This window comes from Nocardioides asiaticus (genome assembly GCF_040049175.1).
In the GTDB taxonomy this organism is placed as follows: domain Bacteria; phylum Actinomycetota; class Actinomycetes; order Propionibacteriales; family Nocardioidaceae; genus Nocardioides; species Nocardioides cheoyonin.
Genome location: NZ_JBDZDM010000001.1, coordinates 1,043,355 through 1,059,236 on the forward strand (window position 1 = coordinate 1,043,355; position 15,882 = coordinate 1,059,236).

A 15,882-nucleotide genomic window follows, 5' to 3' on the forward strand; every position below is an offset into this window, starting at 1 on the left:
CCGATGTGCGGAGTGGCGGGGGCGTTCCAGCAGCAGGACGGCAAGCAGCTGGTGACGGCCATGACCGAGCGGCTGGCCCACCGCGGGCCGGACGCGGGCGGCGTCGTCGAGCTGGTGACGCCGCGCGCGGCGATGGTGCTCGGCCACCGGCGGCTCTCGATCATCGACCCGACCGCGGGCGCCGACCAGCCGTTCTGCCGGGACGGGCTGGCGCTGGTCTACAACGGCGAGCTCTACAACTTCCGCGCGCTGCGCGCCGAGCTCGAGGGCCGCGGTGTCGCCTTCACGACGACCTCCGACACGGAGGTCGTGCTCGAGGCCTGGCGGGCCTGGGGCCCGGCGGCGCTGGCGCGCTTCCGCGGGATGTTCGCGCTCGCGGTGTACGACGAGCGGGCCGGCTCGGTCACGCTCGCCCGCGACGGCCTCGGGATCAAGCCGCTCTACGTGCTCCCGCGCGGCGAGGGCGTGGTCTTCGCCTCCGAGCTGAAGGCGCTCGCCACCGCCGTCGGCGAGGAGCTGCGCGTCGACCCCGCGTCGATGGTCGCCTCGATCCTCTACTACTGGGTGCCGCCGCAGCACTGCTCGCTGCAGGGCGTCAGCCAGCTGCCCGCCGGCACCTGGGAGACCCACCACGCCGACGGCCGCACCGAGCGCGGCGTCTTCTGGGACCCGGTCGAGGAGGCGGCGAGGGCGGCGGCCTCCGCCACGCCCGACCTGCGCGCCGTGATCGAGGAGTCGGTGATCGCGCACCTCGTCGCCGACGTACCCGTCGCCTCGTTCCTCTCCGGCGGCCTCGACTCGAGCATCGTGACCGCGCTCGCGCACGACCAGGACCCCTCGATCGAGGCCTGGACGATCGCGTTCCGCGCCGCCGACCAGCGGCTCGAGGCGATGCCCGACGACGCCTTCTACGCCCGCCGGCTCGCCGACCACCTCGGCATCAGGCTGCACGAGATCGAGCTCCACCCCGACGTCACCCAGATGCTGCCGCGGATGGTGGAGGTCCTCGACGAGCCGATCGGCGACCCGGCCGCGATCAACACCTTCCTCATGTGCGAGGCCGCCCGCGACGCCGGCGTCAAGGTGCTCCTCTCCGGGATGGGCGCCGACGAGCTCTTCGGCGGCTACCGCAAGCACCTCGCCTGCCTGATCGCCGCCCGCTACCGTCGCGCGCCAGCGCCGTTGCGCCGCGGCGTACGCCGTACGGTCGACGCGCTCCCCGTCGCCGCCGGCGGTCGCGGCCTGCGCACCGTCCGCTGGGCGCAGCGGTTCTGCAGCTTCGCCGACCTCGCCGAGGAGGAGGCCTTCCGCCGCTCTTACACGCTGTACGACGGCAGCGAGCTGCGCGGACTGGTCGACCCCGACCTCGGCGCGAGCGTCGATGCCCTGCTCGACGAGCACGCCGCGACGTACGCCGACCACCCGGCCGCCTTCGACGGCGACGACGAGGCGGTCAACCGGATGTGCCTCGCCGACGCGCGGCTGTTCATGCAGGGGCTCAACCTGACCTACACCGACCGCGCGAGCATGGCCGCCTCCACCGAGGTGCGGGTGCCGTTCGTCGACCGCGAGGTCTTCGCCGCCGCCTTCGCGATGAAGGGTCGCGACAAGGTCCGGGGCCGGACGCAGAAGGCGGCGCTCAAGGACGCCGCCCGCGCCTGGATCCCCGCCGAGATCATCGACCGTCCCAAGGCGTCCTTCGGCGCCCCGCTGCGCGCCTGGGTCACCCACGACCTGCGCGAGCAGCTCGACGACGTGCTGGTCGGGGGTGAGTTGGTGAGCTCCGGATTCCTGAGGGCGGACGCCGTCCACCGGCTCGTCACCGACCAGCGCACCAGCCGCCGCGACACCAGCAAGCAGCTGTGGCAGCTGCTGTCGCTCGAGCTCTGGTACCGCCAGATCCGCACCGCAGGAGTCTCCTCGTGAAGCATGTCGCGCAGAACTACAAGACCGGCGAGCTCAGCGTCCTCGACGTCCCCGAGCCGGCCTGCCGCCCCGGCGGCGTCCTCGTCCGCTCGCTCTATTCGCTGATCTCCACGGGCACCGAGCTGATGAAGGTCTCCGAGGCCAGGCTCTCCCTGATCGGCAAGGCCAAGGCCCGCCCGGACCAGGTCCGCAAGGTGCTCGACTCGGTCGCCCAGCAGGGCCCGATGGCGGCGTACCGCAAGGCGATGGGCAAGCTCGACTCCTACACTCCGCTCGGCTACTCGCTCTCCGGGGTGGTCGTCGAGGTCGGGGCGGGCGCCGAGGAGTTCGCGGTCGGCGACCTGGTCGCCTGCGCCGGCAACGAGTTCGCGCTGCACGCCGAGGTCAACTGGGTCCCGACCAACCTGTGCGTCAAGGTGCCGGCCGGGGTCGCCCCCGAGCACGCCGCCTTCGCCACCGTCGGTGCCATCGCGATGCAGGGCGTACGCCGGGGCGAGCCCCAGCTCGGCGAGACCGCGTGCGTCATCGGGCTGGGCCTGGTCGGCCAGCTGGTCGTCCGGCTGCTCGTCGCCGCCGGCGTACGCGTCGTCGGCGTCGACACCGTCCCCGACCGCTGCCGGCTGGCCGAGAAGGCCGGCGCCGTACTCGCCGCCGGACCGGACGAGGAGGGCGTCGCACGGCTCGAGGAGGCCCTCGCCGGCCTCGCCGCGCCCGGAACCGCCGGCGCCGATGCCGTCTTCCTCGCCGCCGGCGGCCACACCAACGGACCCGTCGAGCTGGCCGTCAAGCTGGCCCGCGACCGCGCCAAGGTCGTCGACATCGGCAAGACCCGGCTCGACCTGCCGTGGAACGACTACTACGAGAAGGAGCTCGACGTCAGGTTCTCGCGGTCCTACGGCCCCGGCCGGTACGACGACCGCTACGAGCTCGACGGGGTCGACTACCCCGCCGGCTACGTGCGCTGGACCGAGCGCCGCAACCTGGCCTGCTTCCTCGACCTGATCGCCGCCGAGTCGCTCGAGGTCGCCAGCCTCGTCGACGGCGTCCACCCGGTCGCCGACGCCGCCGAGGTTTACGAGCGGCTGCGCACGGGCGACCTGAGGGGGGTCGGATTCCTCTTCGACTACCCCAGCACCTCCGAACTCGTCCGGGTCACCGACCTCCCCCACACCGGTGACCCGGACGGCCAGCAACCGGTCGGGATCGTCGAGACCAGGCGGGGCTCGACCATCCCGACCGGTCACCCCTCCCCGGGTGGTCGCGCCGAGGGCGCCGTCCGGATCGGCTTCGTCGGCGCGGGCAGCTACGCGAGCTCGATGCTGCTGCCGCACCTGGCGCAGCTGGGCGACGCGGCGTACCTCCACACGGTCGCGACCACCCGCTCGCTCTCGGCCGCGAACGCCCAGCGCAGCTTCGGCTTCGCGCACACCACGACCGACGCGGAGGAGGTGCTCGCGAGCCCGGAGATCGACGCGGTCTTCGTCGTCACCAGGCACCACTCGCACGCCGCGTTCGTACGCCGGGCGCTCGAGGCCGGCAAGGCGGTCTTCGTCGAGAAGCCGCTCGCGCTCAGCGAGGACGAGGTGGCCGCGATCCTGGAGACCGTCGCGGCGACCGGCAACGACCGGGTGATGGTCGGCTTCAACCGGCGGTTCGCGCCGCTCGTCCGGCAGCTGCGGGACGGTCTCGGCCGCGGGCCGAAGCACGTGCGCTACCTCGTCAACGCCGGCACCCTCGGTGCCGACAGCTGGTACCGCGACGCCGACCGCGAGGGTAGCCGCTGGGCCGGCGAGGGCGGCCACTTCGTCGACACCGTCAGCGCGCTGGTGGGCGCCGACCCCGTCGCCGTGACCGGGCTGGTCGGTGCGGAGGGCGCCGGCGACCGGCACGTCACGCTGGAGTACGCCGACGGCTCGGTCGGGCTGGTCAGCTACCTCGAGGGCGGCAGCAGCCGGTTCCCGAAGGAGACGATCGACGTCACCGGCGGGGGCGGCAACGCGAGGCTGGACAACTTCACCCGGGTCACCATCTGGAACGGCCGCAAGAAGGACGCACACCGCAGCCTGCGCGGCCAGGACAAGGGTCAGCGCGCCGAGCTCGTGGCCTTCGTGGAGGCGGTCCGCGGCGGCGGAGCCATGCCGGTCTCCCTCGACTCGCTGGTCGCGACCACGCGGGCCACCCTCGCCGGGGACCGCCCGGGCAGGACCGAGCTGAGGGGCGGACGGTCGTGAGCCGCGGCGCGGGGTGGTACCTGCGCCGCCTCGGCCGGATGAGCCCGGCCGAGGTCGCCGCCCGGACCGCCGACGCGGGCCGCAAGGTCGCGTGGCAGGGCGCCCGGGTGCGCCCGCTCGCCGACGGCGACCCGCTGCGGACCGTCCTGCCGGCCCGTCCGCGCGGCACCCGCCAGGAGCGCCCCGCGCCACGGCCGCTGCCCCCCGGCACCGCCGACCTGGTGCCGCCCGAGGCCCGGGCCGCGGTGGTCACCGCCGCCGACCGGGTCCTCGCCGGCGAGTGGGAGGTGCTCGGCGTCGTACGCGAGGACAGCGCAGTCCCCGACTGGTTCCTCGACCCGGTGACGGGCCGGCGCGCGCCGCAGGACACCTACTGCTTCCGCATCGACCACCGCGACGAGTCGGTCACCGGCAACGTCAAGCAGGTCTGGGAGCTCTCCCGGCACCACCAGCTCACCGTCCTCGCGGCCGCGTGGTGGGTCACCCGCGAACCGGCGTACGCCGCCGCGGCGGCCACGCAACTGCGCAGCTGGATGCGCGCCAACCCCTACCTCTCGGGGATCCACTGGACCAGCGGGATCGAGCTCGGCGTACGGCTGATCAGCTGGGCGTGGGTGCGCCGGCTGCTCGACGACTGGCCCGGCGTGAGCCTCTTCTTCGAGGACGACGAGCTGACCCTGCGGCAGCTGTGGTGGCACCAGCGCTGGCTGTCGTCCTTCCGCAGCACCGGCTCCTCCGCCAACAACCACCTCGTCGCCGAGCAGGCCGGACGGCTGGCCGCGGCCTGCGCGTTCCCGTGGTTCGCCGAGAGCGAGGAGTGGCGCGCCGACGCCGCCGAGCGGCTGTCCGCGGCCCTGCGCGCCAACACGTTCGAGTGCGGACTGAACCGCGAACTCGCGACCGACTACCACCGCTTCGTCGCCGAGCTCGGGCTCGTCGCCGCCGTCGAGGCCGAGGCCTCCGGCCACCCGCTCGACGAGGAGACCGTCGCGCTGCTCACCACCATGCTCGACATCGCCGCCGCCCTCCCGGACGCCACCGGCCGGCCGCCGCGCCAGGGCGACGGCGACGAGGGCCGGGCGCTCGTCGTCGACGGTGAGATCGACGACGACGGTCCCGAGGAGGCCTGGGCGCAGCTGCTGGCCGCCGGCGCGGCGTACGTCGGCGCGCTGGACTGGTGGCCGCCGACCGCCCCGACGGTCCTCTCCGTCGCCGTCGGCGCGCTCACCGACGGCGGACCGCGGTGCGGCCGCCCGGCGACCCGACCGGACCTGTTCGCCGAGGCGGGCGCCGCGATCCTGAGGACCCCGCGCGGTGAGCGCCCGGAGATCTGGGTGCGCTGCGACGGCGGGCCGCACGGCTTCGGCTCGATGGCGGCGCACGCCCACGCTGACGCGCTGTCGGTCGAGGTGAGGTACGACGGGGTCGACGTGCTCGCCGACCCGGGCACCTACTGCTACCACGGCGAGCCGGAGTGGCGGTCGTACTTCCGCTCCACCGCCGCGCACAGCACCGTCGAGGTCGACGGCCTCGACCAGTCGACCTCCGGCGGGCCCTTCCTGTGGACCCGGTCCGCGCGGTCGGCGGTCGACGCGCTGCTCGCCGACGAGAGGACCGGCGGGATCCGGACCTGGGTCGCCCACCACGAGGGGTACGCCGGCGTACGCCACGACCGGATGGTGTCGCTGTGCGCCGAGGAGGAGCGGGTCAGGCTGGTGGACCTGCTGACGCCCGAGGACGGCCGGCAGCACGCCGTACGCCTGCTCCTGCACCTCGGCCCGACCGTGCGCGCGACGCTCTCGGGCGACCTCGCGGTCCTCGCCTGGCCCGGCGGCCGCGCGACCGTGCGGCTCGACGCCGACCTCGCCTGGTCCACCCGGCGCGGCGAGACCGACCCGGTCCTGGGGTGGTACTCGCCCCGCTTCGGCACCCGCGTACCGACCACCGTCCTCGTCGGCACGGGCCTGATCACCGGCCCGCGCGAGATCACCACGGCGCTCACGTTCCTCCCGGACACGGAGGACGGGGCCGACGGGAACGCACAGACCATGCGCCGGCGGCACGGTCGGCACACCACCAAGGAGGGAAGGGGACCCGTCCATGGGTGAGCAAGTCATCGACGTACGCCAGAGCATCGGGGCTCTGCGTCGTTATCGTCTGGCCCTGGTCGGCGCCGCGCTGCTCGGCGCGGCCGCCGGGGTCACGTACGCGTCGTCGGTCCAGCCGACGACCTACAGCAGCAGCAGCCAGGTGCTCCTGCCGCAGCAGGACGCGGGCGGCCAGCTCGTGAACCGCGACCCGGCGACCGAGGCCCGCGTCGCCGGCAGCGACATCGTCCTCGGCGCGGCGGGCGCGCAGCTCAGCCCCACCATGACCGCCGGCCAGGTCGGCGGGCTGGTCTCGGTGAGCACGCCGGGCGACAACATCATCGAGTACACCGCCCACTCCGAGGATCCCGATCTCGCCCGCGCCGTCGCCAAGGCGGCCGCCCAGGCCGAGATCGACTACATCCAGAAGGGCAGCAGCTCGACGATCGCCAACAAGCAGAAGCGGATCCTCGAGCGCAAGCAGCGGGAGCAGGCGAACTACGACCAGCTGTCCAAGGAGCGGCAGAGCGTGGCGACCCGGATCAGGGGCGAGACAGGCGCACAGCAGCTCCGGGACTCCACCCTTCGCGGCACGCTCGCCACGGACATGGCCGACTCGGTTTCGCGGCTCAACGAGATCGACCAGGAGCTCACCGACCTCGCCGGCGAGAACGCGACGGCGCAGCTGATCCAGCCCGCCTCCGCCGCGACCGAGCCCGACGAGGTGACCCAGAACGCGCTGTACGGGCTCGGCGGAGCCGGCTTCGCGCTGATCGTCGCCGCGCTGCTCGTGGCCCTGCTCGCCGGGCGCGACAAGCGGCTCCGGCCGCGCGACGCGATCGCCGACGCGACCGGCAGCACCGTCGTCGCCTCGGTGCGCAGCCGGGTGCCTCACACGGTGACCGGCTGGACCGGGCTGCTCACGAACTACAAGCCGGAGGCGACCGACGCCTGGGCGCTGCGGCAGGTGCTGCGGCGGGCCCTGGAGACGTCGTCGTCGGACGGACCGCTCGACCTCACCCTGCTGACCCTCGCCGACGACCCGGGTGCGCTCGCGGTGGCGGCGCAGACGGCGTCGTACGCCGCCAGCACGGGGCTGCACACCAGGATCGTGCCCGCCCAGCGGCAGCCGTCGGCCACCGCGCTGTGGGCGGCGCTGCGGCAGAGCGACGGCGCCGAGCTGCGCCGCGGCCTCGACGTCGGCGAGCCCGGCCACGGCGACCTGAACGTCTCGCTCGTCGTGCTCGACCGGGAGGCACCGACGCTGGGCGCACCACCGCCGACGGACGCCACGCTGCTCGTGCTCTCGGCCGGTGCCGCGACCGCCGAGGAGCTGGCCCGCACGGCCATGGCCGCCGACGACGCCGGGCTGCGGATCGACGGCGTCGTTGTCGCCGACCCCGACGACCTCGACCACACCACCGGACGGATCACCCAGCAGGACCGGTCCGAGCAGCTCGCGCTGCCGGCCCGTCTCACGGGCGTCACCTCGATCGGGTTCGGCACGACGCACGGAAGGCACGGCCGATGAGCTGGAGACTGGACGAGACCCCGGTGGACGCGTCGACCGAGGCGAACAGCTCGCCGGCGGTCTTCGCGAGCCTGCAGTACCTCCGTGGCGCCCTGCGCCGCCGGCGGCGTACCTGGATCGGCTTCGGGATCGCCGGGCTCCTGCTCGGCGGCGGGTACGCCGTCGCCTCGCCGCCCGAGCCGGTCGCCGCCGCGGTGCTGCACCTCGACCACACCGAGGGTCAGGACCCGTCCTCGGCCATGCAGACCGACCTGGGCATCCTCGACAGCAACACCGTCGCCCAGCGCGCAGCCTCCCAGCTCGGACTGAAGTGGCAGGACCTGCAGGCCGGTGTCTCCGGGACGATCCTCACCCCCGACCTGCTCCGGGTCCGGGTGACCGGGCCCACCGAGGAGGCTGCCGTCAACCGGGCCACGGTGGTGGCGAAGGTGTTCCTGGACTTCCGCGCCGAGACGATGCGCCAGCAGCCCGACTACCTGATCGCCAACTACAAGGAGCAGATCGCCGCGCTGCAGGAGAACATCGACGGCTACACCCACGAGTACGACCTGATCAAGAACAGCGACAGCGCCAGCCAGCAGGAGCGAGCCAGCGGCATCCTCCAGCAGCGTGAGTCGGCGCAGGCGCAGGTCAGCGACGTGCAGGGGAAGATCAACGACACCGAGGACAGCATCGAGTCGGTGCTCGCCGCGAGCAAGGCGGTCGACCCGGCCGGCCTGGTGGAGCAGTCCCGGCCGAAGCAGGTGCTGCTCACCGCGGCGACCGGGCTGGTGGCCGGCGGGTTCCTCGGGGTCGGCCTCGTGCTGCTGCACGCGCTGACGACGACCAGGCTCCGCCGCCGCGAGGAGATCGCGCTCGCCCTCGACGCCCCGGTGTCGTACGCCGCCGGCGGCGCCTCGCTGCTCAGGCGCGGCTCGCAGCAGCGGGCCGACGAGGTTCTGGCCCGCGGCGTGGTCGCCACGCTCAGCGAGCCCGGTGCCTCGAGGCTGCTGACCCTCCTCACGCCGGTCGGCGACCGGCGTACGGCGCGGGCGGCTGACCGGGTCGCCGCTGCCGCGGCGACCGCCATGGCCGGCGCCGGCAAGTCGGTGCTCGTCGTCGACCTCACCCAGCGGGGGCGGCTCGGCCGCCGGCTCACGGAGTCGGCGGTGAAGGTCGTCAGGCCCGAGGGAGTCCTCGCCCGCGGCCCGCTCGACCCGGACCTGCTCGACGCCCCGCCGCCGGAGGGCTGGGACGACGCCGACGTGGTCCTCACCGTGGGGCAGCTCGGCCTCGACGCCGGGGTGGACGAGCTCGGCTCCTGGGGCGAGCGGGCGCTGCTGCTCGTGACCGCCGGGCGCACCAGCGCCGAGCGGCTGCGGTCGTCCGCCGAGCTGCTCCAGTCCGCCGGCCTCACGCTGGTCGGCGCACTGCTCGCCGGCACCGACGGCACCGACGAGACGACCGGGCGACGGGGGGTCGAGGGCGCCCGCCGGCGCCACGACACGGCCGACGCAGCGGCCGGGGAGCCCGAGGGTGAGCACCCTGCCGCGGAGTCCGAGCCGGAGTCCGAGCCGGAGTCCGAGCCGGAGTCCGAGCCGATGGTCGAGTCCGCGCCGCAGCCAACTGCCGAGAAGTCGTCCGAGGAGTCGGCCGAGGGCGAGCCGGAGGATGACGAGGCGTCCGCGGACGGGCGCGTTCGGGAAGTCGCCTCGGAGACGACATGAGCACCCTCGTCCCCGAGCGCCGTCGGGCCGACACCGCGGTCGGCCCGGCAACCGGCCCGGCAACCGGCTCGGCGATCGGCACCGCGCCCGGCGCCGTCAGCCGCTGGCTGGTCGACCGGGTCCTCCCTGGCCGGTCCGCCGCCGGCGTACGCCCCGACCGGGTGCCGGTGCTCGTCCTGCTGGCCTGGGGGATGCTGTTCCTCAACGTCCTGCCGTTCCTCGGCGCGACGACGATCCTGCCGATCCCGCGGCCGGCGGCCCAGCTGGTCAACCAGGGGGCGCTGGTCGCGGGGTTCGGGCTCGCGCTGCTCGCCAACCACCGGGGTACGGTGCGGACCAGCCTGTTCCTGATGCTGCTCTCGCTGCTGCCGATCGCGGGACTGGCGGGGGCGTTCTCGGCGACGTACGTCTCCGGTGCGATCTTCCGGGCCTGCCGGTTCGCGGTCTTCGTCGCGACGCTCTGGCTGCTGACGCCCTGGTTCGGCCGGCGCGACCTGACGCTGCTGCGCGGCCACCTTCTCGCGCTGCGCGTGATCGTCGGCAGCGTCGTCCTCGGGCTCGTGGCCGCGCCCGGCACGGCTCGCTCGTTCGACGGACGGCTGTCGGGCGTGATCTGGCCGATCCCGGCCACCCAGGTCGGGCACTACTCGGCGGTCCTCCTCGGGGTGACCTTCCTCGGCTGGGCCTGCCGGCTGACGTCGACCCGGACGGCGCTGGTCACGGTCGTCGTGGCCGGGCCGGTGCTCCTGCTCAGCCACACGCGTACGGCGCTGCTCGCGCTGCTCGTCGCCCTGCTGGTCGCGGGTGCCACGGTGTTCCTGTCGCAGGCGCGGATGAGGAAGGTCTCCGCGACCGGGCTGCTGATCGGCGTCCTCGGCGCCACCGTCTTCGCGTCCCGGATCACCGACTGGCTGCTGCGCGGCCAGTCGGAGCAGAACATCGGGCAGCTCACCGGCCGCACCAAGGTCTGGGACATGGTGTTCGCGCAGCAGCGCACGGCCCTGCACGACCTGTTCGGCTCCGGGATGTCGAACATGTCCTTCAACGGGCTCCCGATCGACAGCAACTGGGTGGCCACCTACCTCGACGCCGGCTGGTTCGGGATGGTCGTGGAGGGGACGTTCCTGCTGGTCCTGATGCTCATGGTGGCGACCCACGTCCGCGGCCCGCAGCGCGCGATCGGCGCGTTCCTCGTCGTCTTCGTGATCGTCTCGTCGATCACCGAGACCGGACTGTCCGCACCGTCGTCGTACCTCCTCGAGCTCACCATCGCCGCTTCGCTGCTCAGCAGCGCACCACCACGGGAGGCCGTGTCATGAGGTCGTTGCGGATCCTGCAGGTCCACGGGCGCTACCGGTCGCAGGCGCCCAGCGGGGAGAACCAGGTCGTCGACCGCGAGGCGGCCCTGCTGCGGGAGGCCGGTCACCACGTGGCGGCCTTCGAGCGGCACAGCGACGACATCGCCGGCTTCTCCGCGGCCCGCAAGGCGGTGCTGCCGCTGACGAGCGTGCACGACCCGTCCGTGCGCCTGGAGCTCGCCGGTGTGCTGCGGGCCAGGCGCCCCGACGTGGTGCACGTCCACAACACCTTCCCGCTGCTCAGCCCGTCGGTCCTGCTGGCCTGCCGTGACGCCGGCGTACCGGTCGTGGCGACGCTGCACAACTACAAGCTGCTGTGCGCATCGGGGGACTTCTTCCGCGACGGCCGGCCCTGCCACGACTGCGCCGACGGCAGCGTCGCCCCCGCGGTCTCCCACGGCTGCTACCGCGGCTCGCGCGCGGCCACCCTGCCGATCGCCGCCGGTCTGCTGGCCAACCGGGAGCTGTGGCGCACCCACGTGGCGGCGTACCTCTGCATCTCGGCCTCCCAGCGCGACCTGCTCGCGGGGCTGCGGCTCCCGCCGGAGCGTGTGCGGGTGGTGCACAACTTCGTGGCCGCTCCGCTGCAGTCGGTGCCGGTCGAGCGGGACCACACCGTGGTCAGCCTGAGCCGCCTCGACGCCCCCAAGGGCGCCCGGTTCCTCACCCACGCGTGGGACGCGTTCCGGGCGGTCCACCCGGCGTCCCGGCTGCGGCTGGTCATCGCGGGCAGCGGCCCGCTCGAGCCCGCCGTACGCCGCTGGGCGCGCCGCCATGACTCGGTCCAGCTGCTGGGGACCGTCCGCCCCGAGGAGGCCCACACACTGCTCGCCCGGGCCACCGCCGCCGTGGTGCCCTCGCAGTGGGAGGAGACCTTCGGCCTGGTCGCGATCGAGGCGATGGCCGCCGGCGTCGCTCCGATCGCGCCCGCGCGGGGGTCCTTCCCCGAGATCGTCACCGACGGCGTCGACGGGACGCTCTACCGCGCCGAGGACCACCGCGACCTCGCCCGGGTGCTCGCCGAGGTCGACAGCACGCCGCAGCGCTACCTCGACCTCGGCCACCGCGCCCGTGCCACCCACGCCGAGCGGTTCGCCCCTGCCGCCCACCTCGAGCAGCTCCTGGCGGCGTACGACACGGCGATCCGCCTCCACACAGGTCTCGACAACCAGCTCAGGGAAAGGGCAGGTGCCGCCCGATGAGGATGCGACTCGTACGCCGCCTCGGCTGGGGCGTGGCCGACCAGGCCGTCTCCAGCATCAGCAACTTCGCCGTCAGCCTCGTGGTGGCGCGGGAGCTCGGCCCGCACGACTTCGGCGTCTTCAGCCTCGCCTTCGTGACGTACGCCGTCGTGCTGAACGCCTCACGGGGTCTGGCGACCGACACCCTGATGGTGCGGTTCAGCAACGCGCCGCGCGAGCAGTGGCGGCCGGCGGTCGCCGCCGCGACGGCGACCGCGGCGGCGGTCGGCTGCGTGGCCGGCTTGGTCTGCGTCGTCGCGGGGCTCGCCCTGCCCGGCCCGCTCGGTACCGGCTTCATGGTGCTCGGGGTCGGCCTGCCGCTGCTGATGCTGCAGGACGCCTGGCGGTTCGCGTTCTTCTGCATCGGCCGCGGCGACCGGGCGATCCTCGTGGACCTGGTGTGGACCGGGCTGCTGATCGGCGGCCTCCTCGCCCTCGTCGCCACGGGCACCGAGACCGACGCGACCTGCCTCGGGGTCTTCGGGGCCTCGGCGGCGGTCGCCGCCGGCGTCGGGCTGGCGCTGACCGGGATCGTGCCGCAGCCGCGCGCTGCCGGACCGTGGCTGCGCGACCACCTCCACCTCGGCGGGCGCTACCTGGTCGAGAACCTCGCGATCGGCTCCTCGCGGCAGCTGCGGCTCGTCTTCGTCGGCGTCGCCGCCGGGGTCGTCGCGGTCGGCCAGCTCAGGGCCGCCGAGATCCTGATGGGCCCCTTCCTCGTGGTGCTCATGGGCATCTCGCAGGTGGCGGTCCCCGAGGCCAACCACGTCCTCACCAAGAGGCCCGGGCTGATGGCCCGGTTCTGCCTCCTGCTCGGCGCCGGGCAGGCCGCCCTGGCGGCCGTGTGGGGCATCGCGATGCTGATCGTGCTGCCGCTCGGTCTCGGCCGGCTCGCCCTCGGCGACACCTGGCACGGCGTCGCCGCCCTCATCCTGCCCGGCACGATCGTGGTCTGCCTCGGCTGTCTCTCGGGCGGCGCGACGACCGGCCTGCGCGCCATGGGCGTCGCCAAGCGCAGCCTCCTCGCCCAGCTCACCGGCTCGGCGCTGTACGTCGTCGGCGGCGGCCTCGGCGCCTGGGCGGGCGGTGCCCAGGGGTCGGCCTGGGGCTACGCCGTCGGGTCCGCCATCGCGGTAGCGGTCTGGTGGTGGCAGCTGCGGCGTGCGATCCGGGAGCGGCCCGCCGTCGTACCCGCTCCCGCGCCCGAGCCCGCGGGGGTGGCGTCATGAGCACAGCCACCACGGCACCCACTCCTGCGCCCACCCTGAGCATCGGCCTGCCGACGTACAACGGCGAGCGGTTCCTCGCCCAGGCGCTCGACGACCTGCTCGCCCAGACCTTCACCGACCTCGAGGTGATCGTCTCCGACAACGCCTCGACCGACCGGACCGGTGAGATCGCGCAGTCGTACGCCGCCAGGGACCCGCGGGTCAGGTACGTCCGGCAGCCGGTCAACCTCGGCGCGGCCGGCAACCACAACGCCGTGCTCGCGCTCGCGCGCGGCCGCTACTTCGCGTATGCCTCCGACGACGACCGCTACGCCCCGACGCTCTACGAGCGCTGCCTCGACGTGCTCGAGGCGGACCCGGGGCTCGCGCTCGTCCACTCCGCTGACGGGTTCATCGACGAGGAGGGGCGGGTCATCGCCGAGCCGGCGTACCTCCTCGACACCGCCGCGTCGCGTCCCTCCGACCGCTTCCGCAGCGTGCTGCTCGAGTCGGGCGGCAACGACTTCTACGCCGTCGGCCGGACCGAGACGTTCCGTCGGATCCGTCCGCTCGGCGGCTACCACCAGCCCGACCGGGTGATGGTCGCCTCGCTCGCCCTGCAGGGCCGCTTCCAGCACCTGCCCGAGGTGCTCTACCACCGCCGCGACCACCCCGGCCGCGGCGAGCGGGCCACCAGCCGTCGCGCTCGCGCCGCCGGCCTCGACCCGCGCCGCGCCAACCGGTGGCTCCACCCGATGCCCCGGCTCTACGCGGAGTACGTCGGCGGCCTGCTGCTCGCCGTACGCGACGCCCCCATCGGCCCGCTCGAGAAGGCCCGCTGCCTCCGTGCCCTCGCCGGCTGGCTCCTCTCCCGCGTCGACCCTCGCGGCCGCCGGGCGCGCGCCGCCCAGAGCATCGATCCCGCAGTCCGCGCCCGGGATGCTGGTCGAGCCGTCCGGGTGACGGCCTTCGGCTACCTGGGCATCGGCAACCAGGGCAACGAGGCATCGCTGGAGGCGCTGCACGCCTGGGCGGACCGCAACGGCGTCGCGCTCAGCGCCCTGTGCGTGGACCCCGCGGAGGTCACCCGGACCCACGGCATCCCGGCGACGAGGATCATGAGCTACCGCCGCGACCTCGCCTCGGGCAGCCTGCTGGTGACGGCCATGAAGGCAGGCGGCCGGCTGCTCGACATCCCGCGCATCTTCCGGGCCGTCGGCCGCACCGACGCGGTCGTCGTGCCCGGCTCGGGCACGCTGGAGTCCGGACTGCAGCTGCCGCCCTGGGGGCTGCCGTACTGGCTCTTCGTCCTCGCCGTCTGCTGCCGCCTGCGCGGCCGCAGGCTCGCCCTGCTCAACATCGGCGCGGAGGTCGCGAAGGAGCCGGTCACCCGGTTCTTCCACCGCTGGACCGCCCGGCTCGCCCACGTCGTGAGCGTGCGCGACGAGCGCTCGCGGCAGGCCGTCCGCACCCTCGGCGTACGACGCCGGGTGGACGTCGCCGCAGACCTGGTGTTCGGCCTGCCGACCCCGGCGGCGGGCCCGGTCCGTCCCGGCCACGTGGTGGTCGGGGTGATGGCGTACTACGGCGGGCCGGACACCCCCGACCGCGGCCCGGCGGTGCTCGCCCGGTTCGAGGCCGCGATGGCCGACTTCTGCCGAGGCCTGCTCGAGGAGGGCCGCACGGTCACCCTGGTCACCGGTGACGACGCCGACCGACCCGTGGCCGAGCGGGTCGCTGGACTCGTGGGACGTCATGCGACCCGCACGGCGGGTGGTCCCCACATGCATGACGTCCCACGACCGACCGTCTCCCCCGCGACCACGCTCGCCGGGGTGATGGCGGAGACGGCCCAGGCCGAGGTGGTCGTGGCCGCGCGCTTCCACACCCTCGTCGCCGGGCTGGCGACCTGCCGCCCGACCGTGTCGCTCGGCTACGCGCCGAAGGCCGCCGACCTGCTCGCCAGGTTCGGGCTGACCGGGGTGAGCCAGCGGCTCGACGCCGTCGACCCCGCGCTCCTCCGCACGCAGATCGAGCGTGTCGTCGAGGAAGCGGACGAACCCCGGATGAAAGAGACGTGCCGGCGCCTCCAGGAGGCGCTGGACGACCAGTGGGCGCGACTCTCCGACGCGCTCCTGACCCGCCGAGGAGGAAGCCCTCATGAATGACAAGACACCCGACGTCGGTGAGTACTCGCCGTACGTCACGCCGACCGGCAAGATCTGGCCCGGCAAGACCACCCTCCGCCGGATGGCCCACCACCGGCTCCGCCACCGCGACACCCTGCCGTGGCGGAAGCTGAGGCTGCACTGGGCGATGTTCCGCCGCGGCGTGCACATGCGCTACGCGCTCGACGGCAACGTCCTCGACATGCTCCGCGACGGCAGCCTCGTCATCGGCAGGGACTGCATCTTCGACGGCCGCATCACCGTCCGCGGCAACGCGGGCGCCCGCATCCTGCTGGGCGAGGGCGTCGGGATGAACCGCAACGTCACCGTCGGCGCCGAGCAGCTCGTCGTCATCGGCGACCACACGATCATCGGCCAGGGCAGCTACATCACCGACGCCGACCACGTGGTCAGCGACCCCGACAA

General features: G+C 74.0%; 9 protein-coding genes. All 9 read left to right on the forward strand.

Annotation, left to right across the window (positions count from 1 at the left end):
* Positions 1 to 3: 3 nt before the first annotated feature.
* From asnB to ABLE53_RS05155, 9 genes are read left to right on the forward strand one after another with little or no spacing between them, the layout of a single operon-like run.
* Positions 4 to 1,926 (forward strand): asparagine synthase (glutamine-hydrolyzing), encoded by a 1,923-nt coding sequence (gene asnB, locus ABLE53_RS05115; protein ID WP_348857611.1) that lies wholly within the window; start codon positions 4 to 6, stop codon positions 1,924 to 1,926.
* On the forward strand, positions 1,923 to 4,157 hold the full coding sequence (locus tag ABLE53_RS05120) for a bi-domain-containing oxidoreductase (RefSeq protein ID WP_348857613.1): 2,235 nt from the start codon (positions 1,923 to 1,925) through the stop codon (positions 4,155 to 4,157). Before asnB ends, ABLE53_RS05120 begins: the two co-directional genes overlap by 4 nt.
* Positions 4,154 to 6,265, forward strand: coding sequence for a heparinase II/III family protein (locus ABLE53_RS05125; protein ID WP_348857614.1), 2,112 nt, complete (start codon positions 4,154 to 4,156; stop codon positions 6,263 to 6,265). Before ABLE53_RS05120 ends, ABLE53_RS05125 begins: the two co-directional genes overlap by 4 nt.
* Entirely contained in the window at positions 6,258 to 7,775 is a 1,518-nt protein-coding gene (locus ABLE53_RS05130; RefSeq protein WP_348857615.1) for a hypothetical protein, read from the forward strand. Before ABLE53_RS05125 ends, ABLE53_RS05130 begins: the two co-directional genes overlap by 8 nt.
* Positions 7,772 to 9,481 (forward strand): GumC domain-containing protein, encoded by a 1,710-nt coding sequence (locus tag ABLE53_RS05135; RefSeq protein WP_348857616.1) that lies wholly within the window; start codon positions 7,772 to 7,774, stop codon positions 9,479 to 9,481. Before ABLE53_RS05130 ends, ABLE53_RS05135 begins: the two co-directional genes overlap by 4 nt.
* A complete protein-coding gene (locus tag ABLE53_RS05140; protein WP_348857617.1) occupies positions 9,478 to 10,800 on the forward strand; it encodes a hypothetical protein in 1,323 nt (440 codons plus the stop codon). The genes ABLE53_RS05135 and ABLE53_RS05140 overlap by 4 nt, the downstream gene beginning before the upstream one ends.
* Positions 10,797 to 12,041, forward strand: a complete 1,245-nt coding sequence (locus ABLE53_RS05145; protein ID WP_348857619.1) for a glycosyltransferase family 4 protein — start codon at positions 10,797 to 10,799, stop codon at positions 12,039 to 12,041. Before ABLE53_RS05140 ends, ABLE53_RS05145 begins: the two co-directional genes overlap by 4 nt.
* Positions 12,038 to 13,309, forward strand: a complete 1,272-nt coding sequence (locus tag ABLE53_RS05150) for an MATE family efflux transporter (RefSeq protein WP_348857620.1) — start codon at positions 12,038 to 12,040, stop codon at positions 13,307 to 13,309. Before ABLE53_RS05145 ends, ABLE53_RS05150 begins: the two co-directional genes overlap by 4 nt.
* Positions 13,306 to 15,456 carry a glycosyltransferase gene (locus tag ABLE53_RS05155; protein ID WP_348857621.1) on the forward strand — a complete coding sequence of 717 codons (2,151 nt, stop codon included), beginning with the start codon at positions 13,306 to 13,308 and terminating at the stop codon, positions 15,454 to 15,456. The genes ABLE53_RS05150 and ABLE53_RS05155 overlap by 4 nt, the downstream gene beginning before the upstream one ends.
* Positions 15,457 to 15,882: the final 426 nt, after the last annotated feature.